Origin of the sequence: Rhodococcus sp. IEGM 1330 (genome assembly GCF_033142445.1) — a bacterium.
Taxonomy (GTDB): domain Bacteria; phylum Actinomycetota; class Actinomycetes; order Mycobacteriales; family Mycobacteriaceae; genus Rhodococcoides.
The window spans coordinates 26,366-49,934 of sequence record NZ_JAWLSB010000011.1 but is presented as its reverse complement, the minus strand read 5'-3'; the positions used below and the strand labels follow the sequence as shown (position 1 = coordinate 49,934).

The 23,569-nt window shown below is 64.4% G+C and carries 20 protein-coding genes and 1 tRNA gene; 14 read left to right on the top strand and 7 right to left on the bottom strand.

All coding sequences use genetic code 11. From position 1 onward, the window contains the following. Window positions 1-27: 27 nt before the first annotated feature. The 3 genes from R4P57_RS22310 to R4P57_RS22300 are packed head-to-tail and all read left to right on the top strand — an operon-like array spanning window position 28 to window position 1,712. Window positions 28-828: a thymidylate synthase gene (locus R4P57_RS22310; protein WP_317805181.1), complete on the top strand. Its 801-nt coding sequence runs from the start codon at window positions 28-30 to the stop codon at window positions 826-828. Further along, complete coding sequence (locus R4P57_RS22305) at window positions 825-1,331, top strand: dihydrofolate reductase (RefSeq protein ID WP_317805040.1); 507 nt, start codon at window positions 825-827, stop codon at window positions 1,329-1,331. Before R4P57_RS22310 ends, R4P57_RS22305 begins: the two co-directional genes overlap by 4 nt. Before the next feature lie 54 nt (window positions 1,332-1,385). Beyond that, the gene (locus R4P57_RS22300; RefSeq protein ID WP_068050089.1) at window positions 1,386-1,712 is read left to right on the top strand and encodes a cupin domain-containing protein; all 327 of its coding nucleotides are present in this window, start codon (window positions 1,386-1,388) and stop codon (window positions 1,710-1,712) included. On the opposite strand, the gene R4P57_RS22295 is transcribed toward R4P57_RS22300, so the two are convergent. Together R4P57_RS22295 and R4P57_RS22290 are read right to left on the bottom strand one after the other, a co-directional pair. Continuing rightward, window positions 1,705-2,565 carry a universal stress protein gene (locus tag R4P57_RS22295; RefSeq protein WP_317805039.1) on the bottom strand — a complete coding sequence of 287 codons (861 nt, stop codon included), beginning with the start codon at window positions 2,563-2,565 and terminating at the stop codon, window positions 1,705-1,707. The genes R4P57_RS22300 and R4P57_RS22295 overlap by 8 nt on opposite strands. A gap of 152 nt (window positions 2,566-2,717) precedes the next feature. Beyond that, window positions 2,718-3,623: an acyl-ACP desaturase gene (locus R4P57_RS22290; RefSeq protein WP_317805038.1), complete on the bottom strand. Its 906-nt coding sequence runs from the start codon at window positions 3,621-3,623 to the stop codon at window positions 2,718-2,720. 368 nt (window positions 3,624-3,991) lie between these two features. Here R4P57_RS22290 and R4P57_RS22285 point away from each other — a divergent pair, with 368 nt between their 5' ends. The 11 genes from R4P57_RS22285 to R4P57_RS22235 all read left to right on the top strand — a co-directional run bounded on the left by R4P57_RS22285 (window position 3,992) and on the right by R4P57_RS22235 (window position 17,323). Next, window positions 3,992-5,191 (top strand): helix-turn-helix domain-containing protein, encoded by a 1,200-nt coding sequence (locus tag R4P57_RS22285; protein WP_317805037.1) that lies wholly within the window; start codon window positions 3,992-3,994, stop codon window positions 5,189-5,191. A gap of 74 nt (window positions 5,192-5,265) precedes the next feature. Continuing rightward, window positions 5,266-5,976 (top strand): ABC transporter ATP-binding protein, encoded by a 711-nt coding sequence (locus R4P57_RS22280; protein WP_411742416.1) that lies wholly within the window; start codon window positions 5,266-5,268, stop codon window positions 5,974-5,976. Beyond that, on the top strand, window positions 5,973-8,444 hold the full coding sequence (locus tag R4P57_RS22275; protein WP_317805036.1) for an ABC transporter permease: 2,472 nt from the start codon (window positions 5,973-5,975) through the stop codon (window positions 8,442-8,444). The genes R4P57_RS22280 and R4P57_RS22275 overlap by 4 nt, the downstream gene beginning before the upstream one ends. Before the next feature lie 183 nt (window positions 8,445-8,627). Further along, complete coding sequence (locus tag R4P57_RS22270; protein ID WP_317805035.1) at window positions 8,628-8,933, top strand: isochorismatase family protein; 306 nt, start codon at window positions 8,628-8,630, stop codon at window positions 8,931-8,933. Between the two features lie 115 nt (window positions 8,934-9,048). Further along, window positions 9,049-9,124 (top strand) — tRNA-Arg (locus tag R4P57_RS22265). A 198-nt stretch (window positions 9,125-9,322) separates the two neighbouring features. Then, complete coding sequence (locus tag R4P57_RS22260; RefSeq protein ID WP_317805034.1) at window positions 9,323-9,934, top strand: hypothetical protein; 612 nt, start codon at window positions 9,323-9,325, stop codon at window positions 9,932-9,934. Continuing rightward, on the top strand, window positions 9,931-10,698 hold the full coding sequence (locus R4P57_RS22255) for a hypothetical protein (protein ID WP_317805033.1): 768 nt from the start codon (window positions 9,931-9,933) through the stop codon (window positions 10,696-10,698). The genes R4P57_RS22260 and R4P57_RS22255 overlap by 4 nt, the downstream gene beginning before the upstream one ends. 881 nt (window positions 10,699-11,579) lie before the next feature. After that, a complete protein-coding gene (locus tag R4P57_RS22250; RefSeq protein ID WP_317805032.1) occupies window positions 11,580-12,923 on the top strand; it encodes an HNH endonuclease signature motif containing protein in 1,344 nt (447 codons plus the stop codon). Window positions 12,924-13,167: 244 nt separating this feature from the next. Next, window positions 13,168-14,535 carry a DEAD/DEAH box helicase gene (locus R4P57_RS22245; protein ID WP_317805031.1) on the top strand — a complete coding sequence of 456 codons (1,368 nt, stop codon included), beginning with the start codon at window positions 13,168-13,170 and terminating at the stop codon, window positions 14,533-14,535. Window positions 14,536-14,558: 23 nt separating this feature from the next. Further along, window positions 14,559-16,589 carry a DUF2232 domain-containing protein gene (locus R4P57_RS22240; RefSeq protein ID WP_317805030.1) on the top strand — a complete coding sequence of 677 codons (2,031 nt, stop codon included), beginning with the start codon at window positions 14,559-14,561 and terminating at the stop codon, window positions 16,587-16,589. Beyond that, window positions 16,586-17,323: an energy-coupling factor transporter transmembrane protein EcfT gene (locus R4P57_RS22235; protein ID WP_317805029.1), complete on the top strand. Its 738-nt coding sequence runs from the start codon at window positions 16,586-16,588 to the stop codon at window positions 17,321-17,323. Before R4P57_RS22240 ends, R4P57_RS22235 begins: the two co-directional genes overlap by 4 nt. A gap of 1 nt (window position 17,324) precedes the next feature. Here the strand turns inward: R4P57_RS22235 and R4P57_RS22230 are convergent, their stop codons facing one another. The 5 genes from R4P57_RS22230 to R4P57_RS22210 all read right to left on the bottom strand — a co-directional run bounded on the left by R4P57_RS22230 (window position 17,325) and on the right by R4P57_RS22210 (window position 23,296). Further along, entirely contained in the window at window positions 17,325-18,920 is a 1,596-nt protein-coding gene (locus R4P57_RS22230; protein WP_317805028.1) for a VWA domain-containing protein, read from the bottom strand. Window positions 18,921-19,076: 156 nt separating this feature from the next. Beyond that, entirely contained in the window at window positions 19,077-20,708 is a 1,632-nt protein-coding gene (locus tag R4P57_RS22225) for a VWA domain-containing protein (protein WP_317805026.1), read from the bottom strand. 113 nt (window positions 20,709-20,821) lie between these two features. Beyond that, complete coding sequence (locus R4P57_RS22220) at window positions 20,822-21,253, bottom strand: SRPBCC family protein (protein WP_317805025.1); 432 nt, start codon at window positions 21,251-21,253, stop codon at window positions 20,822-20,824. Window positions 21,254-21,335: 82 nt separating this feature from the next. Continuing rightward, the gene (locus R4P57_RS22215) at window positions 21,336-22,997 is read right to left on the bottom strand and encodes a cation acetate symporter (RefSeq protein WP_411742415.1); all 1,662 of its coding nucleotides are present in this window, start codon (window positions 22,995-22,997) and stop codon (window positions 21,336-21,338) included. Then, window positions 22,994-23,296 (bottom strand): DUF485 domain-containing protein, encoded by a 303-nt coding sequence (locus R4P57_RS22210; RefSeq protein WP_317805178.1) that lies wholly within the window; start codon window positions 23,294-23,296, stop codon window positions 22,994-22,996. Before R4P57_RS22210 ends, R4P57_RS22215 begins: the two co-directional genes overlap by 4 nt. Window positions 23,297-23,569 lie beyond the last annotated feature (273 nt).

Genomic DNA, 23,569 nt, shown 5'->3' with positions numbered 1-23,569 from the left:
GTCCAGTATGCAGCTACGATGACCGTCGTGATGGTTCCGACTCCGTACGAAGATCTGCTACGCCGCATCCTCGATACCGGGACGGCGAAATCCGACCGCACGGGGACCGGCACGACCAGTGTGTTCGGACATCAGCTGCGCTTCGATCTGGCAGCGGGCTTCCCGTTGATCACCACCAAGAAGGTCCACCTCAAGTCCATCGTCTACGAGTTGCTGTGGTTCTTGCGCGGAGACTCGAACGCCACGTGGCTGCAGGAGCACGGCGTGAGCATCTGGGACGAGTGGGCAGCTCCGGACGGTGAGCTGGGCCCCGTCTACGGCGTGCAGTGGCGGTCGTGGCCCACCCCGTCGGGCGAGCACATCGACCAGATCAGCCAGGTCATCGAGACCCTGAGGACCGATCCGGATTCGCGACGGATGATCGTCTCGGCCTGGAACGTCGGTGAGATCCCACGCATGGCGTTGCCGCCGTGCCACGCGTTCTTCCAGTTCTACGTGGCCGACGGCAAGCTCTCGTGCCAGCTCTACCAGCGCAGTGCAGACATGTTTCTCGGTGTGCCGTTCAACATCGCCAGCTATGCACTGCTCACGCACATGGTGGCGGCGCAGACCGGCCTCGAGGTCGGCGAGTTCGTCTGGACCGGCGGCGACTGCCACATCTACGACAACCACCGCGATCAGGTCACCGAGCAGCTCTCGCGCGAGGCATATCCGTACCCCACTCTCGAACTGGCGCAACGGGATTCGATCTTCGACTACACCTACGAGGACATCGAGATCGTGGGCTACCAGCATCACCCGGCGATCAAGGCCCCGGTAGCGGTGTGAGTGCGGCGTTCGTCGGCTCGATCTGGGCGCAGAGCACAACGGGAACCATCGGCGACGGGGGCGGTATCCCCTGGCACATTCCCGAGGACATGGCACACTTTCGCGCCGTGACGGGCGGCCACACCGTCGTCATGGGCCGCAAGACCTGGGATTCTCTTCCTCCGAAATTCCGGCCGCTGCCCAGGCGTCGGAACATCGTCGTCACGCGCAATCTCTCGTGGTCGGCCGTGGGCGCGGAGGTGGCACACAGCGTCGCCGACGCCATCGCGCTGGCCGACGCCGACCCGGTGTGGATCATGGGGGGCGGCGAAATCTATCGCAGTGCAATGGATATCGCGACCCGCCTGGAGGTCACCGAGGTCGATCTCGACGTCGAGGGCGATACGAGGGCTCCCGAGATTCCCGACGGCTGGGTCGCGACGGCAGGCGAGTGGCAGAGCAGCCGGGTCGACGGAACCCGATTCCGCTGGGTCGAGTACGGAAAGCCTACCCAACCTTCTTGAGCGCGTTCAGGATTCCCCCGTCGCGACTGCGAGCGGTGCGTCATACTGACGATCATGGACAAGAAGTCACTCACCGCCCTTGCCCGCCAACAGCTCAAGCTTGCAGTCGGCGCGTCGAGTGGCCGCAGTTCGCAGACTGTGTACGGCGGTCACCAACGCCATCTGCGGCAGACGGTGGTGGCCCTGGCCGCCGGTAACAAGCTTGCCGAACACGACCTCTCCGGCGAGTCGACCGTCCTGGTGCTCAGCGGCAAGCTCGAACTGATCTCCGGTGAGCGCTCCTGGAAGGGCTCGACCGGCGACCTTCTCGTCATCCCCGACGCCCGCCACAGCGTCGAGGCCCTCGAAGACGTGAGCTTTCTGCTGACCGTCGCTATGTGAGCGCTTTCCGCACGACCAGCACCGGGCAGTCCGCGGTGTTGACGAGCGCGAAACTCGTGGAGCCCAACAGCATTCCACCGAATCCGCCGCGCCCCCGGTTGCCCACCACGATCAACGCTCCGGTTTCGGACAATCCGCTCAGCACCCTCACCGGACGGTCCTGAGCGACGACGCGCTGTACTTCGACGTCGGGGAACCTCTCCTGCCACCCGGCGAGGCTCTCTGCCAGCAGAGCCTCCTCACCGTCTGCGATGGCCTGCCAGTCCTTGGGCGCACGGCCGAACGATTGGGTCAGATCGACATCGGACCACACGTGCACTGCGATCAGCAGTGCGTCCCGGGCCGATGCTTCGGCGAACGCCCACTCGACCGCAGCCTGGTTGACGTCCGAGCCGTCGATACCGACGACGACCGGCCCCTCGGCGACCGGGCGACCGTCGATGTCACGGCCTCGCACCACCGCGACCGGAGAGACGCTGTGCGCGGCCAACGAGAGTGTGACAGCGCCGGTTTCGCTGGCTCCGATCACCAGGAGCTCGGCCTGCGCCGAGACGCCGATGAGAACGTCCATCACACCGCCCTCGACGGCACTCGAGGTCACCTCGAAGGCGGGATCGTCGACGACCAGTGCCGCCAGCGTTTCTGCCGCCACCAATCTGGATTTGGCCGTGGCCACGAATTCGGTTGCTTCGCCGGCGAATTCGCTCAGGTCGACCACCCCTGGCATGTCGACTGCAGTCACGATGTGCAACCGCCGATTGCGTCGATGCGCACAGAGGGCCGCCCAGATCACGGCCTTGTCCGCAGCGGCGGATCCGTCGATGCCGACGATGATCGGTCGAGAGCCTGTCACGTTTCGGGCCTCCGGTCGTTGCGCGAGAACCAGGCCTCGGGCGTATGACGAATAGGAGTTCAGGCTAGTCGATGGGTCCCGCCCAAGCGCCTCTTCGATTCGAATCGAACCGAAGAGGCGCCGGTCCCACGGACCCCCCGGGGTTTGTGGCGTCAGCTGGCGCGCAATGCGTTTGCGTGCTCCTGACTTCGCGTGCGGCTGAGCTCGGTAGCAGTGTCCTGGGCGTCGAGATGATCGAGATAATCGGCCAGTTGGTCGCGGCTGCGGGCTCCGGCACCGAGATCGGTGCGCTCGAAGATGCGCCACTGCGCCAACGAGGGACGCAGAACCTCGTCGAGATGTCGGCGTAGATCGTAGATCCCGTCACGCGAGATGAGCATCGCGCTGCGCGCGAAGCCCGGCAGGTTGCTGCCCGGCAGCTGGAAGTTCATGACGACTTCGGTGATTGCCGTGACAGTGAGCGACGGTGCAACCTCGAGCGCCGCGGAGACCAGGTCGGAAAAGAAGCGGACGTGCAGGTTCTGATCGGCGACGATGCGTCCGAGCAGGCGATCGGCGACCGGATCGTGGCACTGAGCGGCGGTGTTGCGATGGCAGATGCTCGAGACCGACTCGTCGAGGGCGACCTGGGCCAGCGACCGGAGCAGGTGCGCTCCGTTCATCGGGGCGTCGAAACCCACCGTCATGCACTGCGCTCGGGCGCGACCGAGGGCGATCGGATCGACGCTGCGGGTGGCGACCAGATAGTCGGTGACAGCCACCGCGTGCCGAGTTCGTTCGTCGCTCCACTCGGTGAGCCACGACGGCCAGACCCCGACCTCGGAGGCGGCGGTGTCCCGCCGGTACAGCGGAATGTTCTGTTCGACAAGCAGAGTGGTCACCAGTGCCGCTTTGGCGGCTTCGGTCAGGGTCGAGGGACGCGAACCCCAGTACATCTCGGCCCGAACGAAGTCGGCCGGTTCCCACTGCGCGGCTTCGGCGCGATGACGAACGAGATTCGCCTCGATGGTCGGCAACAGTTCTCGCAGTACCGCGAACTGCCCGATATCTGTGCGCATGCCCGCCCCTTCGCCGCCCGCCAACCCACTCCGACCGAAACGACCGTAGATCCGCCGTCCTCCCGTCGTGGACCGCTTGACGATTGTTTAGGGCAAGTCGCAAGCGCTCGGGGCACGCGCTCGAGATAGGTCACAACGAGTTTTGCCGAAATGGTGGATAACGCGTTGATAACAACCTATGATCGACCCTGTTAGAGGCCAGGAAACAAACTTGAAGTACGAAAACGCCGCGGTTTCGTCGAGGATTGCATACATTGAGCCGTGGATGCGCATCAATACGCGCAAGTAAGTTTGCTCTCCGAAGACCTGAAGAACCCAACACGAAGGGTTGATCTGTGACCGTTCACAACTCGACTAGCCTCGGAATCATGGTCGCGGGTCAGCCTGCGTCGGCTCCTCTTCGCGACTTCCGCGCAGTGGCTCGGCTCCTCGTGGGGCACTTCGCCGCCAACACCCCCTGCGGGTCGTTGCCGGGCGAACAGCTCCATGGCGACGTCACCGAATTCACCGTCAAGTGCATCAGTATCGCCGTGCAGATGCTCGACGAACGGCGCGCTCCGGCCGAGTCCGACCTGGCCGAACTCCGCGCCAAGGCCAGCCAGTGGGCCCGCGAGGGTGTGCCACTCGAATCCGTGCTCAGCGTCTACCACGAGGGCATTCAGATCGGCTGGAATCTCGTGTCCAAGAGGGCAGGCGAGGGTGACGCCGCTCAACTGATCGAGGCCGCGCGGATGTTCGTGCTGCTGTCGGAGAAGGTGTCCATCGCCGCAAGCAAGAGCTACGTCGAGGAGCTCCAAGCGGTGGCCAGTGAGCACCACACGGCAGCACACACCCTGGTGACCTCGCTGCTCAGCGGCCACAACGCGGTGTCGATGGCCCGTCAGTCCGGCATCGAACTCGCCGACAGTTACCTCGTGCTCGCCATTTCGGTGCCGCCGCACCCCGACGAGAACGACCCCAACATCCAGAAGACCGTCGCCGCCCGCAGGAAGCTGCGCCGCGTCCAGGCCGAGCTGGCCACGATCTGCGGTCGGACGCCCCTGTCGCTGCTCAGCACCGAGGGTGGCACAGTGCTCATTCCCGGCATCCACGACGACGAGTGGGTCGAGGCCCTGGTGCATCGCATCGGGACCGCCGCCGAGGTTCCCGTCACCGTCACCGCCGAGCAGGCCGCTACTTCCGATATCCCCACCGCAGCCGATCAGGTACACGAACTGCTGGCGTTGGCGCACCAGTTGCACCGCCCATCCGGCCTGTACCGCATGGACGACCTGGTGCTCGAGTACCAGCTCACGCGTCCTGGCCCCGGCCGTCGCCACCTGACCCAGATCCTCGAGCCACTCGACTCGTCACCGGAGCTGCTCGAGACCCTCGAGATCCACATCTCGCACGATCTGAACCGTCAGCGGTCCGCACGCCAGCTCCATCTGCACACCAACACCGTCGATTACCGCCTCAAGCGGATCGCCCAGCTCACCGGGTTCGACCCCACCCGTCCCTCGGGAATCCGACACCTGCAGGCCGCACTGGTGGCCCGACGGCTCGAATCCTCGCGCGGCGCAGCGTGATCTGAGAACTCCGACCGGTTTCTCGACCCGACGGCAGGTAGCGTCGGAAGTATTCGAGGAGCAGGGGATTGTGCATGACGAAGTTGAAGCTCGAGCTGTCCGGCGTGGTCAAGGAGTACCCCACCGGCGAGCAACCGGTACGCGCGTTGGACGGTATCGATCTGACGATCGAGGGTGGCCAGTTCGTCTCGCTGGTTGCGCCGTCCGGTGCGGGTAAGTCGACACTGCTGCACATGCTCGGTGCACTCGACACGCCGACGTCCGGTTCCATCCGGTTCGACGACGTCGAGGTCACCACCCTCGACGACAACGCCCAATCCGATTTTCGACGCCACCAGGTGGGGTTCGTCTTCCAGTTCTTCAACCTGCTGCCCACCATGTCGGCGTGGGAGAACGTCGCCGTTCCCAAGCTGCTCGACGGCACCCCCATCAAGAAGGCCCGAGCGGATGCGATGCGGCTGCTGGAGATGGTCGGGCTGTCGAACCGATCCGAGCACCGTCCGGCACAGTTGTCCGGCGGTCAGATCCAGCGCATCGCGATCGCCCGGGCGTTGATGATGGACCCGGCGCTGCTGATCGCCGACGAACCGACCGGCAATCTCGACTCGAAGACCTCCCACAACGTCCTCGAGATCCTCGCCGACGTAGCGCACGCCAGCGACGGGCGTCGAGCAGTGGTGATGGCGACCCACGACCTCGAGGCGGCACGGTCGACCGATCGCATCGTCAGCATGATCGACGGTCGCGTCGAGACCGACACCCCGACCGCGAGCCTCGATCGGTGATAGGGACCGCGCTCAGCAGATTTCGAGTCATCAGCCTTCGCGATCTCCGCATGCACTGGGTGCGTTCGCTGGTCTCGGCCGGCGTCGTCGCCGTCGCGGCCGGGTTGCTCATCGCCGTCCTCGGCACGTACGGATCATTGACCGGATCTGTCGAGCGTCTCGCGGTGTCGAGCGCAGGTAACGCCGACTACGAGGTCGTCGGTGTCACCGACTCGGGCTTCGATCAGAGCGAACTCGACGCCGTTCGTGCTGTCCCCGGCGTCGAGACAGCGGTTCCACTGCTGCGCAGCACCGTTCGGTCCGACGTCGGAGACCTGACGATTCTCGGTGTCGACGCGTCCATCACGGCATTGCAATCCGACCTGGAAGGCGCAGTCGGCAACGCGGCAGGGTTGCTCACCGATCCCGCCGGTGTATTGGTCGGAGCCGCAACGGGTCTGACGCAGGGCGACACCGTCACCATCGACGATGTTCCGACGGCGGTGGTCGGCGTGGTCGACGGCCCGGGGACACAGAGGATCGGCGGGGGCATGTTCGCCATCGCGCTCATCCCGACGGCTCAGACGCTCACCGACCGTCCCGATCAGCTCGATTCGATCTTCGTCCTCGGCAGCGGCGACACTCTGCGCGCCGACCTCGACGCCGCATTGGCGGGCCGGGTGTCGGTGATGAATCCGGACTTCCGGGCCGACCGCGCGAACCAGGCCATGAGCCTGACTCGCAATGCGACACTCATGGTCTCGCTCATCGCGTTCGTCGTCGCGGCGTTCCTCGTCTTCAACGTCATGAACATGGCCATCGCCAAGCGTCGACCCACCATCTCTCTGCTCCGGGCAGTCGGTGGCCGACGCGGCGATATCGTCCGCGACCTGCTGTTCGAATCCGTTCTGGTCGGTCTCGTCGGCGGTGCCGTCGGAGTCCCGCTGGGAATCGCGATGGGCCGCATCGCGATCGAAAGTCTGCCGCCGTTCCTCTCGCAGGCGTTCGATGCGCGGATCGAATACGTGCTGCCCGGCTTCGCGATTCCGGTGGCGATCGTCGCGTGCGTGCTGGCCTGCGTGGGGGCCTCGGCCGTCGCTGCGGTTCAGGTGTACCGCATCTCGCCGATCGAGGCGCTCGCGGTCGGCGGCGGAGAGACCTCGGGTGGCCCTGGTCTGCGATTCACCGTGGCCGCGACCGTGTTCGGCGTGCTCGCCATCGCCGGATCCTTCCTGTTCGCCGTCAACGTCGACGGGCAGTTGACCCTCGGGGCCGGTGCCCTGTTCATGTTCGGCGTCGTCGCGCTGTGCGTCGGCGCTACCGGTCCGATCGTGTCGATCACCGCAGCGGTCCCCCGCCGCTGGGGTGGTGCCGGACGCCTCGCGACCGCCACCATCGAACGCGCCCCGCGGCGTATCTGGGCAACCGTGATGACGATCGTGATCGCGGTGGGAGTCAGTGTGGGAGTGTCGGGTTCGCTGACCAACATGACCGACTCCGCGGCCGCATCGTTGTCGTCGTTGGCCGATACCGACCTGTACGTGTCGATGACCTCGCCCGATGCCATACCGTCGGGCCCGATCGTTCCCGCCGAGGTGGAAGACGCCGTCGCATCGACGCCCGGTGTGTCTCGCATCGTCGGGGGGCAGTGGGCATACGCCACGATCGACGGCGAGTTGGTCTCCATCCAGGGCGTCGCCGACGGCAGCAATGCGGTGACGCTGGCCTCGCTCTCCGAGGACGTGCGTTCTCAGGTGCTCGCCGGCGACGGAGTGGTGCTCTCGAAGGCGCTCGGCACCACCTTGGGCGTCTCCGCCGGTGACTCCATCGATCTGCCGACGCCGACCGGTGTGCAGACCGTGCGGGTGTTGGATCTGGTCGACTACATCAATGCCGCCGGCGGCACGATGGCGATCTCGTTGACTTCGATGCAGCGGTGGTACGACCGGCCCGGGGCGACCTATCTGGAGATCGGCGTCGACGGAGACGTTGCCGCCGTGCAGGATTCACTGCGCGCGGCGCTGCCACCCGAGGCCTTCGTCTACACCGGCGCTGCCGCTCTCGAGGGCACCAGTGCCGCAATCCGACAATCCGGTGCACTGGCCATCGCATTGCAGTGGATCGTCGCGCTCGTCGCTGCCGTCGCGTTGCTCAACACGTTGACTCTGTCGGTACTCGAGCGTCGCCGCGAACTGGGGGTACTGCGTGCCATGGGCGGCGGCCGAGGAACCCTGGCGCGAATGGTGCTCGCCGAGGCGCTGTCGGTCGGCATCGTCGGCGGTGTCCTCGGCCTGATCATCGGCGCAGGTTTGCAATACCTGAGCACCCTGATCCTGGGAGCCAGCATCGGAATTCCGGTTGCCTACACCGCGAGCTGGTCGGTGCTGCTGTACGGACTCGTTGCACTCGGCCTGTCGCTGTTGGGTTCGGCTCCGCCTGCCGTGCACGCCTCTCGACTGAACATCGTGGATGCCATTGCGGCGGATTAGTTGCTGGGCGGCCTCCGGATCCGCAAACGCGCGCGCGTTCGTCAGGTGCGTGCGGAATAGACAGTGGCTGGATAGCAAGACTGCGCGCGCCTAGCGAATGCGCGCGCGTTTGTACGAGGATGACCGATGTGGCCACATTCAGCGTCGAAGTCGAGGAGTACGCGGTCGAGAGTCTGCGGGACTGTGAGGGTGGTCCCGAGTGGGAGGTGCAGCTACAACGCCTTCTATGCCACCGATCTGGAGGTCGAACTGCGCCGACGCGGCCGTCACCAGCTCATCATCGTGGGAGTGTTCGCCTCGGCGGGAATTCTCGCGACGACGTTCGACGCTTTCGCCCGCGATATTCAGTGCTTCGTCGGGATCGAATCGACAGCCGACTACACCGCTCACCAGCACCGCACTGCCCTGAACCTGATCACGTCACTGACCGGCGCGGTGATGAGCAGCGGCAACCTGCTTCACGATCGGCACGGTGGGCCGCTAGACTAGCGAGCGCGATGTGGACCAGCTGTGCACCGTGGCAACGAACCCATCCGCAACCGATTGTTCGATGAACCGAAAGCCGTTGCTGGACAATGGCTTAGGATCAGAAGAACGATCACCAGCCTTCGTAGCTCAGGGGATAGAGCAACCCTCTCCTAAAGGGTAGGTCGCAGGTTCGAATCCTGCCGAGGGCACCACGAACGGCCAGGCTAGGGGATCTGAACCATCAACGGGTGAGACGGTAGAGACGGTAGAGACCAGTAACCCGGCACCACCCCGGCTTGATGATTGTGAAACATAGGACACGCCGAACGGTCACACCTACCGAGCGGTCCGGTTTTGAGCGATAAGATTTCCAAGCTGACATAAGCGCGAGGAAAGCCGACGGAACTCAAATGGATGCAAGCGAAGCTCTCAAGAAGGCATGGGAAGCCGTTGAGGCGGCAGGCGTGCCTGACTCTCTCCATGAAGTTGCGTTCTCGCGTGCGCTCGATCTGATCCTCGGTCCGCCGATCACTGGTGCAAAGCCCGAAGTCCCGCATACCGTTCCCCATGCGCAACCCGTGTCGCCTGCACAAGAGAACAAACCTCCATCGTCCGCCAGTGGTGAACTTTCCGAAGACGCTTTTTACGTAAAGATGAGTGAAGGCACGGGCGTTGGCAAAGAGATCCTCGAGCGCCTTGTCCACATCGACAAGGGCGCACCACATCTGCTCATTAAGGGCCCGCAGCTACCAAAGAACGTCGCGCAAGCGCAAAAGTTGATCACACTGGTGATAATTGTTTCTTATCATTATTTCACCGGCGAGGTCGAAATTGCATTTTCACATGCACGTAAAGAATGTGAAGAATACAACGTTATGGACAATAACTACAACCGGAACGTGGACCGGATAGAGAATTTCATCTCGACTGGCACCGGCCAGAACAAGAAGGTAAAGATCAGAAGAGCATTGCTGGATTCGTTCAGCGCCGGACTGAAAGAATTCGGAAACATTAGCGAATGACCACGCCCATAGAGGCTGGTTTCTCTGCAGCGGGAGTTCCTCACGAGCTATCGAAGGAGTTGCTTGCGGCTTACTTAACCGCAAAGCGAAAGTACCATCTCCGCGACATGCGTCCTAGTGAGGTCGAAGGTGGGCGTTTTTCCGAAGCGGCACTCCGCATTCTTGAGTGGCAAACAACCCAGCAGTACACACCGATAGGCACTACTCTTACAGGCGTTCCAACCCTCGTAAACCGCCTTAGCAATTGCACCGCGGCGAGCGATTCAGTTAGATTTCACATCCCCCGTACGCTGCAGGCCGTTTACGACATTCGCAACAAGCGCGACGTGGCCCATCTCGGACCCATCGACGCCAATCTGCAAGATGCGTCGCTGGTAATCCACATACTTGAATGGGTCTTAGCCGAGTTCGTTCGGATGTATCACAACGTTGCCGACGAAGCAGCACAGCAACTAATTGCCGACATCGTAAAAAAAGAAGTACCCGTAATTCAGGTGATAGACGATTTCCCGGTCATCCTGAAGCAGGTTCCACTAATAGATCGCGTTCTCATCCTTCTTTACTGGCAGGGCGATGGGGGAACATCGAAGCGCCAGCTTTTCTCATGGCTGACTACCAACCAGCGAAGCAACCTCTCAGCCGCAACCAAAAAGCTGGTCGAAAGCATCCGGATACATATCAGCGATGATGTTTATCATCTTACCGACCTCGGTATCAGCGACGTTCAAAACCGTGAACTGGTGGCACCAATCTCCTTAGACTGACCGCGTTGCCGAAACAGCTCGATTACGTTCGACACCTCCTGCCGCGCCACGGTTGACGATGTGGCCAATACACCCGGGCGGTGAGCGAAGCTTGCTTGCCGACCTCGTTCTCGGCGATCTAGTCGGCGTAGACGGTCAAGGTGATTAAGTAAGACGCGTGCCCGAGCCACCCTTTGAGACGGCCATGTAGTGCTCCCCCTCGCCCAGCTCATCACCGCGAACGCATGCTGGAGGTCGTGCCAGCGGCTGTGCGGCAGCCTGAGCGCGGCCAGGGCGGGTTGTAGGCAGCCCCGGTACACATTGGCGCACGTAAGCGGTGCGTCCACCGGTTTAGCGCGGCCGAGTCGTGTACGTCGATGCCTGCGGCCACCGCGCTGGCGCGGGTGTGTCGCCCTGGAAACAGCGGCGCATCTGGGTCGTAGTCCGCGGACAGCTGGTCGGCGAGCGGGTGCACCTCCCTCAGATAAATCCGCAAGTCGTCAGCCAGCCACACGTCCACCGGCACGGCGCGGCGCGACTTCCTAGATTTGGATGTGCCGGTCTCCCAGCTCCCGCGGACAGGGCGACGAGTGCGAGCCACTCGCACGCTACCGTTTTGCCCGTTCATCGCCGGTAGTGCAAGGCCGCCCACGTTCAGACCTTGAAGCTCGCCCGCCCGCAATCCCGTGAACGCCGCAAACGTCACCGCCAGGGCGTTAATCGGCCGACGGAGTTCGGTGCGGATATGTTCGGCCACCGCGCCGTGATTGAGGCGCAAACGTCCGTTTTCGCCATACGCCCCACCTGGCCAATTGCACATCCCTTGACTGAAGTTGACCCCTTGCGGACTCTCCAAAACGCCTGTAAAATCGAACATGCATTCGAGTACTGGGGAGGAACTCGTGGTCACAGCTGTACAAGATTCACCACTCACGTCCGACGAAGTGTTGCGTTTCGTCGCGCGTCTTCAGGCGTCCGATGTCCATGTCGACGCAGGAGCCGGCATCGATTTGATCTCCGCTCTCGAGACCGTCAAGTGCGCCAGCGTGGCAACCCAAGCCGTGGTGACCGACGCCGTCGCAACGGCCATCAGCAACGAACGCAAAGAGCGCGGCAAACCGAAAGCACAGTGGCGCAATGGTATTGCGTCACAAATCGGCCTGGCCCGGCGCGAATCACCGAACCGAGGCGGCACCCACCTCGGTCTCGCTCGCGCGCTCGTGCACGAAATGCCGCACACCCTCGCGCGCCTGAAAGCCGGGGAACTCAACGAGTGGCGCGCCATGATCCTCGCTCGCGAAACCGCATGCCTCACCGTCGACGACCGCCGCACCATCGACGAACGACTGTGCGCAGACCCCGCCACTCTGGCCGGTGCAGGCGACCGCACCATCGAAGGCCGCGCCCGCGCACTCGCCAACGAACTCGACGCCGCCTCCCAGGTGAAACGACGCGCCAAGGCCTACGCCGCCCGCCGCACCAGCACCCGTCCCGCACCCGAATCGATGGGCTTTTTCACGGCTTTGACGTCGATGGAGAAGACCGTCTGCATGTGGGCCACGCTGCGACGAGATGCCGACACCATCATCAATGCAGGCGGCGACACACGCACCCGCGACCAGATCATGGCCGACCTAGTATTCGAGCGCGTCACCGGCGCATCAGCTGCTCAAGGCACGCCGGTGACCATCGACATCGTCATCTCGGACTCGAGCCTCCTCGCCGGTGGTTCCACGTCCGCATATCTGCACGGCTACGGCGACATTCCGTCCGACGTCGCACGGCAACTCATCCGAGACACACTCGACAGTGAGACGCACGTCGCATTGCGCCGCCTCTACGCGCACCCGAAGTCCGGCGCATTGACGGCGGTGGAGTCCACATCGCGCGCCTTTCCCACTGCGTTGGGACGACTCATCGATCTTCGAGATCGCACCTGCCGCACTCCGTGGTGCGACGCACCGATCCGTCACCACGATCACATCAGGCCCAACTCCGCAGGTGGCAGAACCACTGCCGAGAATGGCGCAGGCCTCTGTGCCGCATGCAATTACGCGAAAGAAGGCGACGGCTGGACGGCCGAAGCGAGACGTGACAAACACAACGCACGACACCGCTACACACTCATCTCACCCACCGGGCACACCTACGACTCGAGTGCGCCGCCGATGCCGGTGGTGGAGCTGTACAACTCGACGATCGAGAACGTGATGATCACCGGTCTCTTCGACGACGATGCCGCATGACAGGTCGCCGCGGGAAGAGACCGAGCATCAACTCGGTTACACTCGACAACGACGCGCGTAGCTGCACGTCAGACGTCGTGGAATGCTTTTACTTCCGCCCGGCTCCGGCCGCGCAGTCCATGTGCACCCTGCACAGGCTTCTCTTACGGCGATCGAAACTGCCCACCGGCAGTCTCGCCACCTTGCATCTCGGCCCGAAGGCCCGCAGGTGCAACACCCTGCCCGAAAGGCACTTTTCATCACTATGACGACCCCACAGACTTTTGCTGCACTCGGCGTACCCCAGGCCATCGCGGATGTACTCGCGAGCCAGGGCAAGACCGAGGCATTCCCCATCCAGGCCGACACCCTTCCCGACACACTGCAGGGACGCGACGTGCTCGGACGCGGAAAGACCGGCAGCGGCAAGACACTCGCGTTCTCCATCCCGATGGTCGCTCGTCTCGCCGGCCAGCTCGCCGGTAACCGCAAGCCCGGCCGCCCTCGCGGCCTGATCCTCGCGCCGACGCGTGAGCTCGCCACCCAGATCGCCGTCGCAATCGAACCCCTCGCGTCCGCATACTCGCTGAAGGTCACCACGATCTTCGGTGGCGTCTCGCAGGTTCGCCAGGTGTCCGCGCTCAAGGGCGGAGTCGACATCGTCGTCGCCTGCCCCGGTCGCCTCGAAGACCTGATGAAGCAGCGTCACCTCACCCTCGACGGCGTTCAGATCACCGTCCTCGACGAGGCAGACCACATGGCCGACCTCGGGTTCCTGCCCGTCGTCACCCGCATCCTCGCCGCCACCCCGGACAAGGGCCAGCGGATGCTGTTCTCCGCGACCCTGGACAACGGCGTCGACAAACTGGTCAAGCGCTTCCTGCACAACCAGATCACACACTCTGTCGACGAGGCCACGTCACACGTCGAGGCCATGACGCACAGCGTGTTCGAGGTCGACGGCGTCGAAGCCAAGAAGAAGCTCGTCCACCAGCTCGCCTCCGGCACCGGACGCCGCATCCTGTTCATGCGCACCAAGCACCAGGCCCGCAAGCTCGCCAAGCAGCTCACCGACGCCGGAATCCCGTCCGTCGACCTGCACGGCAACCTCTCGCAGGCCGCACGTGACCGCAACCTCGCCGCGTTCTCTTCCGGCCAGGCTCGCGTTCTCGTCGCCACCGATGTCGCAGCCCGAGGCGTCCACGTCGACGACGTCCAGCTCGTCGTCCACGTCGACCCCCCGGCCGAGCACAAGGCGTACCTGCACCGTTCCGGCCGCACCGCACGCGCGGGAAGCGCCGGAGACGTCGTGACCGTCGTCCTGCCCGAGCAGCGCAAGGACACCGCAGTTCTGCTGCGCAAGGCCGACATCAAGGTCACCCCCATCCGCGTCACCGCCGACTCGCCCGCAGTGGCGAACCTCGTCGGCGAGCAGGCCCGCTACGTCCAGCCCGCGCCGAAGGCCGAGCCGGCACCGGCTCGCACCGCGAATCCTCGCAACAGCAACAACGCGCGACGCGGCGGCCCGGCTCGCTCCGGCGGTCAGCCCCGCAGTGGCGGTCAGCCGCGCAGCGGTGGTGGCGGCCACAGCCGTCGCGCAGCAGGACCTGCCACGAGCCAGCGCAGCCGCTGATCTCGGGCTGGCACACTGGAGCGGTGACCGTCAGCTCTTCGCCCACGCCCAAGTCAGGGCCCCTCGGTCCGCAGGAAATGGCGACCGCTGCCGTCATGAGCAGCTTCACCGTCGCGTTGACGGTGATCGGTGTGCTGGTACCGATGGCGGCGATCCTTCAGGTCGTCGCCGCGATTCCCATGTCGGTGGTCGCACTCCGGCATCGGACTCGCGCACTGGTCACCTCCGCGGTCGCCGGCACCCTCGTGGGATTCGTCGCGGCCGGAACCCAGACGGCCATCACCGTCGCCAGCGCCGCCCTACTGGGCGGCCTGGTCGGGCGGGCGAAGCGCAAGAAGCAAGGACTGTTCGGCGTTCTCGTCACCTCGATGGTCGTCGGGCCGGTGCTCGGAGCCCTGACAGTGCTGATGCTGCTCGTTCTCGTTCCGTTGCGCGAGCTGTTTCTCGAAACTCTCCGCAACACCTTCGAGGGAATTTCTCGACTGCTCGAGCGCACATCGGCACTGCAGGGCGTTGCCGACGTGATCCGCACCAGCTCCACGACCGTGCTCGACAACTGGTGGTGGTGGGTAGGCGGATCGATCGCCTTCGGCATCGTCACCGGAACGCTGTTCGCCTGGCTCATCCTCACCGCGATCCTCGACCGCCTCTCCACCATCCCCACCCCCGAACCTCTGGTCTCGAGCGCCGACGACGAAATCGGGCCGCTGCCGGTCACGCTCACCGCGGTCGGATTCCGCTACCCGGGAAGCACGGCATCCGCGTTGGCCGGCGTCGACCTCCGCATCGACACCGGTGAATTCGTGGCGATCGTCGGCCACAACGGTTCCGGCAAATCGACGCTGACGCGGATCCTCGCCGGCCTCGAACCGTCGGAGGGAACCGTGGACAGGCCCGGCTCGACCGGTCTCGGACGGTACGGCGGCACCGCGGTGGTGCTGCAGCGCCCCGAAAGTCAGATACTCGGCACCCGCGTCGCCGACGACGTGGTGTGGGGACTGCCTCCCGGCGATTCACGCCCCGACGTGGAGGCCCTGCTCGACGAGGTCGGTCTCGGCGGCATGGGTGAGCGCGACACTGCCTCCCTGTCCGGCGGCGAAATGCAGCGACTCGCCGTCGCCGCAGCACTTGCTCGCCGTCCGGCACTTCTGATCGCCGACGAGGCAACCGCGATGATCGACGCCTCCGGGCGCGAACATCTGGTCTCGCTCCTCGCCGAACTACCCCGCAGGCACGCGATGTCGGTCGTGCTCGTCACCCACCATGTCTCGGAGACCGTCGCCGCAGATCGCGTCGTACATCTGCACGAGGGCTATCAGGTGCAGCACAACTCGACGTGGATGCACGCTCGAACGGATAATCCCGCTGCGCTGCACGATAATTCGAGTGAACGCCTCCTCGAACTGAGCGGTGTCGAGCACACGTACAACCGCCGCACACCGTGGGCGCAGGCAGCACTGAACGGCGTCGACATCACAGTCAAACGCGGTGAGGGTGTGCTGGTTCTCGGTGGAAACGGTTCGGGCAAATCCACTCTTGCCTGGATCATGGCCGGCCTCACCGGCCCGACCAGTGGCACCGCCCAGCTCGGAGGCAAGGCGATGACCTCACGTGTCGGCGATGTCGGGCTTGCCTTTCAGCACTCACGCCTGCAGTTGCAGCGGCGCACGGTCTCCGAGGACATCGCTGCCGCTGCCGGCCCCGAAACAGGTTCTGCCACAGTATCGGCCGCGATGGATGCCGTCGGCCTGGACAGGTCGCTTGCCGCTCGCGACATCGATTCGCTCAGTGGTGGTCAGATGCGACGCGTGGTGCTGGCCGGGCTGATTGCGCGTCGGCCTCGCATGCTGGTTCTCGACGAACCCCTGGCCGGGCTCGACCCTCCCGGACGCGACGACATCATCGGCGTTCTCGCCGGACTGCGCGATCGCGGCGTCGCCATCGTCGTCATCTCGCACGACGTGGACGGCATGGACACCGTCTGCAGCCGCACCATCACGATGGCCGACGGCCACATCGTCTCCGATTCGATCCTGGGGAGCGTGCACTCGTGACCACCGTCGTACTGCGTCAGGTCCCGCGATTCTCACCGATCCACCGCCTGTGGGCCGGCACCAAACTCGTCGCCGTGCTGCTGCTGAGCATCACTCTCGTCGTGGCACCGAACTGGCCCGCCCTCGGAATCGTGTTCGCGCTGTTGGTCAGCGCCGCGATAATCGCGCACGTCCCGATCACCGCAGTGCCGCGTCCACCGTGGTGGATCTGGGCATTGTTCGGCGTCGGTGCCCTGATCAACCTGCCGATCGGCGGCGCGGCAGTGCTGGTGTACCTGCGCGCGACGCTCTTCATCTTCGTCCTGCTCGGCGCATCGATGATGATCGGCTGGACCACGTCGATGAGCGACATCGCCCCTGCGGTCTCCAAACTGGGCACGCCGCTGAAGAAGCTGAAGTTGCCGGTCGACGAGTGGGCGATCGCCGTGGCCCTGAGCCTGCGGTCGCTTCCGCTGCTGATCGAAGAGATGCGCACCCTCAACGCGGCCCGACGCCTGCGCCCCAAGCCCGTCGTCAACAGCGCGTCGGACAATTCTCTGGTCGACATCGTCACGACGGTGATGTCGGTTGCCATCAGACGGGCCGACGAAATGGGTGGGGCCATCACCGCCCGCGGAGGCACCGGAATGATCACCGCCACCGAAGCGCGCTTCAAGGCCTCCGATGCGGTGACGCTGACCGTGGTGACGCTCGCGTGCGCCGCAGCGATCGCGATCAGCTTCCTGTGGAGCTGATCTACTCGCCCGCGAGACGTTCGGTGCGCGAGTTCAAGGCCTTGACGAACACGTCCTGGATGTCTCGCGGATCCTCGGCGACATAACTCGTTCCGCCGGTCACAGCCGAGATCTGTTGCAGTGCAACCGGATCTGCATCACCGGTGACGCCGACGGTGATGATGACGATGGGGCGCACCGGATCCTGTTCCTTCTGCAGCGACGCCAGCAGCTGGTCGAGGGAGACACTGCCCTCGTCTTCGTTGGCTCCGTCGGTCAGGATGATGACGCTGTTCACGTAATCAGGGTCGTACCCCTCTTTGACCCGACGGAACGCAGCCAACGTGGTGTCGTAGAGCCCTGTTCCGCCTCCGACGAGAGCGGGAAGGCCTCGGATCGAATCGAGAATGGCATCTCTCTGCGATTTACCGTCGAACGTCCCGTCGGCCTTACCCATCGGCACGAGCTCGCGGTAGTCCTGTTGTCCTCCGCCGAGACCGATCGAGAACGCCCACAGCCCCATCTGTGTCTGATCGCTGAAGAGGGAGTTCGCACCCACCGACGCGTCGACGGTCAGCGCGATACGCGTGGAGTCACCCGATTTCGCGGCCATCGAACCCGACACGTCCTCGACGACGAGGGTCCGCAGCGGTAGCGCGAGCACGGCCCAATCCCGCAGCGTCGTCTCGATGGACAACGGGTTCTTGATCTCGAGCGACGCGACGGACCCGACGCCTCGGCCGTCGGGAAGTGGTGTGCCACTCGACGTTCGGAAGCCGGCTGCGACCAGGGTGTCGGCGGCCGACGCGGTGGCGAGAACCGAACCCAATGCCGCTCCGGCCTGCTTGACGCGGTCGTACTCGGGCCCGGCAGGCGCGGTCACCGCCAGCGGGTAGTTGAGGAAATAGCTGCCGGTGGGCGGAACCGACTCGGTGAGCTCCACGCCCGGGTTGTCCGCCTCGTACGCAAACAACGCCTGTTCGGTGGCCACACTGATGCCACCGTCTGCGGCTACCTGCGCCACCAGATCCGGGGTGTCGTGTGGGCTGTCGGCGATCCGTCCGAAGTCCTGCGCCATCGGGACCAGTGCCGCCGATACGGCCTTGGCGTCGGAGATCGCCACCTCGGATTCGGCCAGCGCACCGAGTATCGCGGCATTCGACGCACTGCTGGTCAACGGATCACCGATTCGTTGACCAGGAAGTTGCAACGCGCTGAGCCACGTATCGGTCACCGGCACTGCATCGGACTTCGATACCAGTACCGGCAGCGTGTTCGCGACGGACGTCTTGGCCAGCTCGGGCAGCGCACCGGTCGAGCGAAGCGTCTTGAGCAGCCACAGCGTCGAATCCGGTATCCACAGGTCCGGGCGATTCTCGGTTCCCGCGATCTCGGTGGCGGTGTCGGCGGGACGTTCGGGGCGAACCTCGAAGTTCACGCAACCGAGGTCGAACTCGCCTGCCTGCGCCAGAATCTGCTGCACTGGTTCGGCGATGGAGTTGTCCACCGCGAGCGACACCGTGTCGAGGGAATCGCAGGAATCCACACCGGACGCGCGCACCGCCTGCACTCCGAACCAGCCACCGACCACGACGACGACGGCTACCAGTGCGAACACCGACCAGATACTGGCCGAACCGAACCGCCGCGCACTACCGCTGTGACGTCCCGACATCGATTCAACCCCCTGCTCGGCCCCCCTGTTGCACTCACAGGACGAGTGCAACCGCACGCACACTCGTCAAGTGACGCGACGCACAGCATAGTAGCCTTCTCAGCGACCGGAGCGGCTTCTCAGCGCATTGACGAAGACATTCGGGATTTCGGCCGGATTTCGCGCAACGAAGCTCGTACCGCCCGTCGCGGCCGATATCTGTTGCAGCACACCGGCATCTGCATCATCGGTGATGCCGATGGTCACGATCACGACCGGCTTGGACGGGTCCTGCTCCGCTCGCAGGGTGGACAGCAGCTCGTCGAGCGAGATGCTGGCGGGGTCCTCGTTGGTGCCGTCGGTGAGGATGATGACGCTGTTCACGGCGTCGGGGTCGTAGCCCTTCTGCACGGTGCGGAACGCGGCCAACGTGGTGTCGTACAACCCGGTACCGCCCCCGACCAGGGACGGAAGGCTGCGGATTTGCTGCAGCAGAACCTCGCGCTGAGTGGTGTCGCCGACCTGTTCGTCCATTTGTCGGATCGAAGCCAGCTCGCGGTAGTCCTGATCGCCGCCGCCGAGTCCGATCGAGAACGCCCACAACCCCATCGACGCGTTGTCGGGGAACAGCCGACTTCCGGTCTCACTGGCCTGCACCGTCATGGCGATGCGTGAATTCGCACCGGCGCTGTAGTTCATCGATCCGGAGACATCCTCCATCACGAGAGTCCGCGAGGGCAGCGCCAACACCTGATACTGCTTCAGCGTCGACTCGGCGGCCTGCTGATCGGCAATCGTCAGGGGCGTGACATCCCCGACCCCGCGTTCGGCGTCCAGTGGTTCGGTGTTCGCGGAACGGAACCCAGCATCGGACAGAGACTGCTGCCCCTGTTCGGATTCGATGGCGGTAGCCAGTGCCGTCCCGACGGACTTCGCCGTCTCGTGTCGATCGCCTGCAGGTTCGGTCACCGCCAGCGGAAAGTTCAGAAAGATGGTGCCAGTCGGCGGCACCGTCGCACCCAGTTCGACGTTCTTCTCTTGCTGGTAGGCCAGGAAGGCCTGCTCGGAGACCACTGCGACACCGCCGTCGGCGACCAGATCGTCGAGCCGCACTGTCGGATCGGCCTCACCGCGAGTGGCGGCCTGAGCCTGAGCAATGGGGACGAGCGCCGCACCGACCGAGTCGAGGGCAGTCTCGTCCGATCCTGCCTCGGCCACGGCGCCCAGAATGGCCGCGTCGGACGTGGTGTTGGCCAACGGGTTACCGATGCGCAGACCTTCGAGCTTCAATGCGGTGAGCCAGGTGTCGAAGAACGGCACCTCGTCCTCGCGGGCCGCGAGCACTGCCGGGGTGCCGGCCACCGATTGACTCGCCAGGTCGATCAACGCTGCGGTAGATCGCACGGTCTTGCCGATCCACAGCGACGAATCCGGAACCCAGAGCGAGGGAACATCATCGCCTTTGGCCACCGCGGCCGAGACCTGACCCGACTCGGTGGCGGTGACCTCGACACCGGCACAACCCAAGTCCTCGGCGGAGGTGTTGTCGACGATCTGCTGCAGCACCGGCGCGATCGCCGGATCCGCAGCCAGCGAGTAGGACTGCGTATCGCTGCATGCGGAACCGAAGGCCTTCAGCGCGAAAAACGCTCCGCCGCCGACGACCAGCAACAGAACAACGGCTACGACGCCGTATGTGGCCATACCCCTACTGCTCGAGGTGGACGACGGGGCACTGTGTCTACCGGGCATGGCGCGCTCCTACTTCATCGGTCGTTCCACAGGCTCCACTCCTGCTTCATTGGTCGTTCCACAGGCTCCACTCCTGCTTCATCGGTCGTTCCACAGGCTCCACTCCTGCCCTGTCAGGCGTAGATCTTGACGAACGTCTTCAGCGAGTTCTCGATGTCGCCCTTGAGCGCGCGGGCGACGCCGGAGCCGATCGGACCGAACAGCGGCGCGCCGCCGAGGTTGATGTCGATGGTGATCTCGGAACCGTCGCCCTTCGATTTCACGGACATGTTCAGGCCGATCTTGACGCCGCCCTTACCGTTGCCCTTGAGCTCGAGCTTCTTGGGCGGATCGTAGGACTCGATCTTCCAGGACACCCGGTTGCGCATGCCCTTCACGCTGGCGATGGAGTCGAGGGTGGTGCCGACGGCAAGCTGCTCGGGCAGCTCACCGCGCCACGCTTCGTGGATGGAGAGCCACTGCTCGTATCCCGACAGATCGGACGCGTGAGTCCACGTCTGTTCGGGGGTCAGCGGGACGTCGAGGGAAACCTTCAGCTTGGCCACAGCAGGGATGGTAACCGCTGAACGAAAAATGTCCGTGTGAGGCCTTACTCACACGGACATTTTCGGTGGAACCTGCGTACGACTAGTGAGCGCTGGCCTTCTCCGCACCGATACCGGTGAGGGAGCGAACCTCCATCTCGGCCTGCTTGTCGGTGCTCTCGGTGTCCTTCGAGATCAGTGTTCCGACGATGCCGAGGATGAACGCCAACGGGATCGACACGATGCCGGGGTTGGAGAGCGGGAACCAGGCGAAGTCCGAGCCGGGGACCATCGACGTCGGCGATCCGGAGACGGCCGGGGAGAAGACGATCAGCACGATCGTCGAGATCAGGCCGCCGTACATGCTGAACAGTGCGCCGGTGGTGGTGAAGCGACGCCAGAACAGCGAGTACAGGATGGTCGGCAGGTTCGCGGCTGCGGCGACGGCGAAGGCGAGTGCAACCAGGAAGGCGATGTTCTGACCGTTGGCGAGAATGCCGAGCCCGATGGCCAGCACACCGATGACGACGGCCGTGATGCGCGAGACCTGCACCTGCTTCTTGTCGTCGACCTTGCCCTTCTTGATGACGCTCGCATAGATGTCGTGAGCGAACGACGCCGAGGCGGTGATCGTCAATCCGGCGACCACGGCCAGGATGGTCGCGAAGGCGACCGCCGAGATGACACCGAGCAGAATGACGCCGCCGAGCTCGAACGCCAACAGCGGGGCCGCGGAGTTCTGACCGCCGGCCGAGGCCAGGATGCGGTCCGGTCCGACGATCGCTGCGGCACCGTAGCCGAGCACCAGGGTGAACAGGTAGAACGCACCGATGAGCGCGATGGCCCACACGACGCTGCGACGAGCTTCCTTGGCGGTGGGCACCGTGTAGAAGCGCATCAGCACGTGCGGCAGACCGGCCGTGCCGAGGACGAGTGCGAGACCGAGTGAGAGGAAGTTGATCTTCGAGGTCGCACTGCCGCCGTACTGAGCGCCGGGCTCGATGACGTCACGCGCCGCCACGGCCTCGTTGGCCGATCCGGCCACCATGGCCTGTGCACTGCCGAGCAGCTCGGAGAAGTTCAGGCCGAACTTGGCGAGAACCAGAACGGTCATGAACGCCGCACCTGCGATGAGCAGAACAGCCTTGATGATCTGCACCCAGGTGGTGCCCTTCATACCGCCGATGAGCACGTACGCGATCATCAGCACACCGACGATGGCGATGACGATGGACTGCCCGGTGCGGTCGGAGATGTCGAGCAGCAGCGCGACGAGTCCGCCTGCGCCTGCCATCTGGGCGAGCAGGTAGAACAGTGACACCGTCAGCGTGGACAGTGCGGCCGCGGTCCGAACCGGGCCCTGCTTGAGCCGGAAGCTCAGTACGTCCGCCATCGTGAATTTTCCGGTGTTCCTGAGCAATTCGGCGACGAGGAGCAGCGCGACGAGCCAGGCGACGAGGAAGCCGATGGAGTACAGGAAGCCGTCGTAGCCGTAGACGGCGATGGCACCGGCGATGCCGAGAAAGCTTGCCGCCGAAAGGTAGTCACCGGCGATGGCAACGCCGTTCTGCGGCCCGGAGAATCCGCCACCCGCGGTGAAGAACTCCGCGGAGGTCGCGTTCTTCTTCGATGCGCGAATGACGACGGCCATCGTGATGATGACGAACGCGCCGAAGATCGCGATGTTGACGAGTGGCTCGCCGACGGTGGTGCTTGCTGCTTGCGCGAGATTCATCGGAGTGGAGCCTGCGAAATGACTGATCATGAGCGCTTCGCTCCCTGGGAGGCTTCCATCTCGGCGCGCAGGGCTGCGGCGCGAGGATCGAGTTCACGGTTGGCGAACTTCACGTAGATGCCGGTGATGGCGAACGTGGTGACGAACTGGCCGAGGCCGAGCAGCAGACCGACGTTGATGTTGCCCCACACCTTGGTGGACATGAAGTCCACGGCGTAGGTGCTCAGCAGCACGTAGATGACGTACCAGACCAGGAAGAACCCGGCCATCGGGAACACGAAGCTACGCAGGCGACGTCGGAGTTCCTGGAACTCGGGACTGGCCTGCATGTCGACGAACGCCTGCGCGTCCGGTGGCGAATTGGTTTCCGGTGCGGTCACCTTGGACTCCTGAAGTAGATGTGAGCTGTAGCTGACTCGGAACAGTAATGAGAGTCAGGTCACAAATCAGGAGGTGGTGTCGATCACACGATGGGCTGCGGGAGTGTGCGACGAGCGGTCGAGAATGGCAGTTGAGCGGCGGCGGCAGGAGTGGAGCCTGCGGAATGACCAACGAGTGGAGTGGAGCCTGCGGAATGACCAACGAGTGGAGTGGAGCCTGCG

What these genes read in the sequence shown, in the direction of transcription:
- R4P57_RS22290 (WP_317805038.1), bottom strand. Translation starts at nt 3,623, where the DNA reads ATGCGCACAGATATCGGGCAGTTCGCGGTACTGCGAGAACTGTTGCCG.
- R4P57_RS22210 (WP_317805178.1), bottom strand. Translation starts at nt 23,296, where the DNA reads ATGCAGGCCAGTCCCGAGTTCCAGGAACTCCGACGTCGCCTGCGTAGC.
- R4P57_RS22255 (WP_317805033.1), top strand. Translation starts at nt 9,931, where the DNA reads ATGACCACGCCCATAGAGGCTGGTTTCTCTGCAGCGGGAGTTCCTCAC.
- R4P57_RS22260 (WP_317805034.1), top strand. Translation starts at nt 9,323, where the DNA reads ATGGATGCAAGCGAAGCTCTCAAGAAGGCATGGGAAGCCGTTGAGGCG.
- R4P57_RS22300 (WP_068050089.1), top strand. Translation starts at nt 1,386, where the DNA reads ATGGACAAGAAGTCACTCACCGCCCTTGCCCGCCAACAGCTCAAGCTT.
- R4P57_RS22225 (WP_317805026.1), bottom strand. Translation starts at nt 20,708, where the DNA reads ATGCCCGGTAGACACAGTGCCCCGTCGTCCACCTCGAGCAGTAGGGGT.
- R4P57_RS22215 (WP_411742415.1), bottom strand. Translation starts at nt 22,997, where the DNA reads ATGATCAGTCATTTCGCAGGCTCCACTCCGATGAATCTCGCGCAAGCA.
- R4P57_RS22245 (WP_317805031.1), top strand. Translation starts at nt 13,168, where the DNA reads ATGACGACCCCACAGACTTTTGCTGCACTCGGCGTACCCCAGGCCATC.
- R4P57_RS22280 (WP_411742416.1), top strand. Translation starts at nt 5,266, where the DNA reads ATGACGAAGTTGAAGCTCGAGCTGTCCGGCGTGGTCAAGGAGTACCCC.
- R4P57_RS22285 (WP_317805037.1), top strand. Translation starts at nt 3,992, where the DNA reads ATGGTCGCGGGTCAGCCTGCGTCGGCTCCTCTTCGCGACTTCCGCGCA.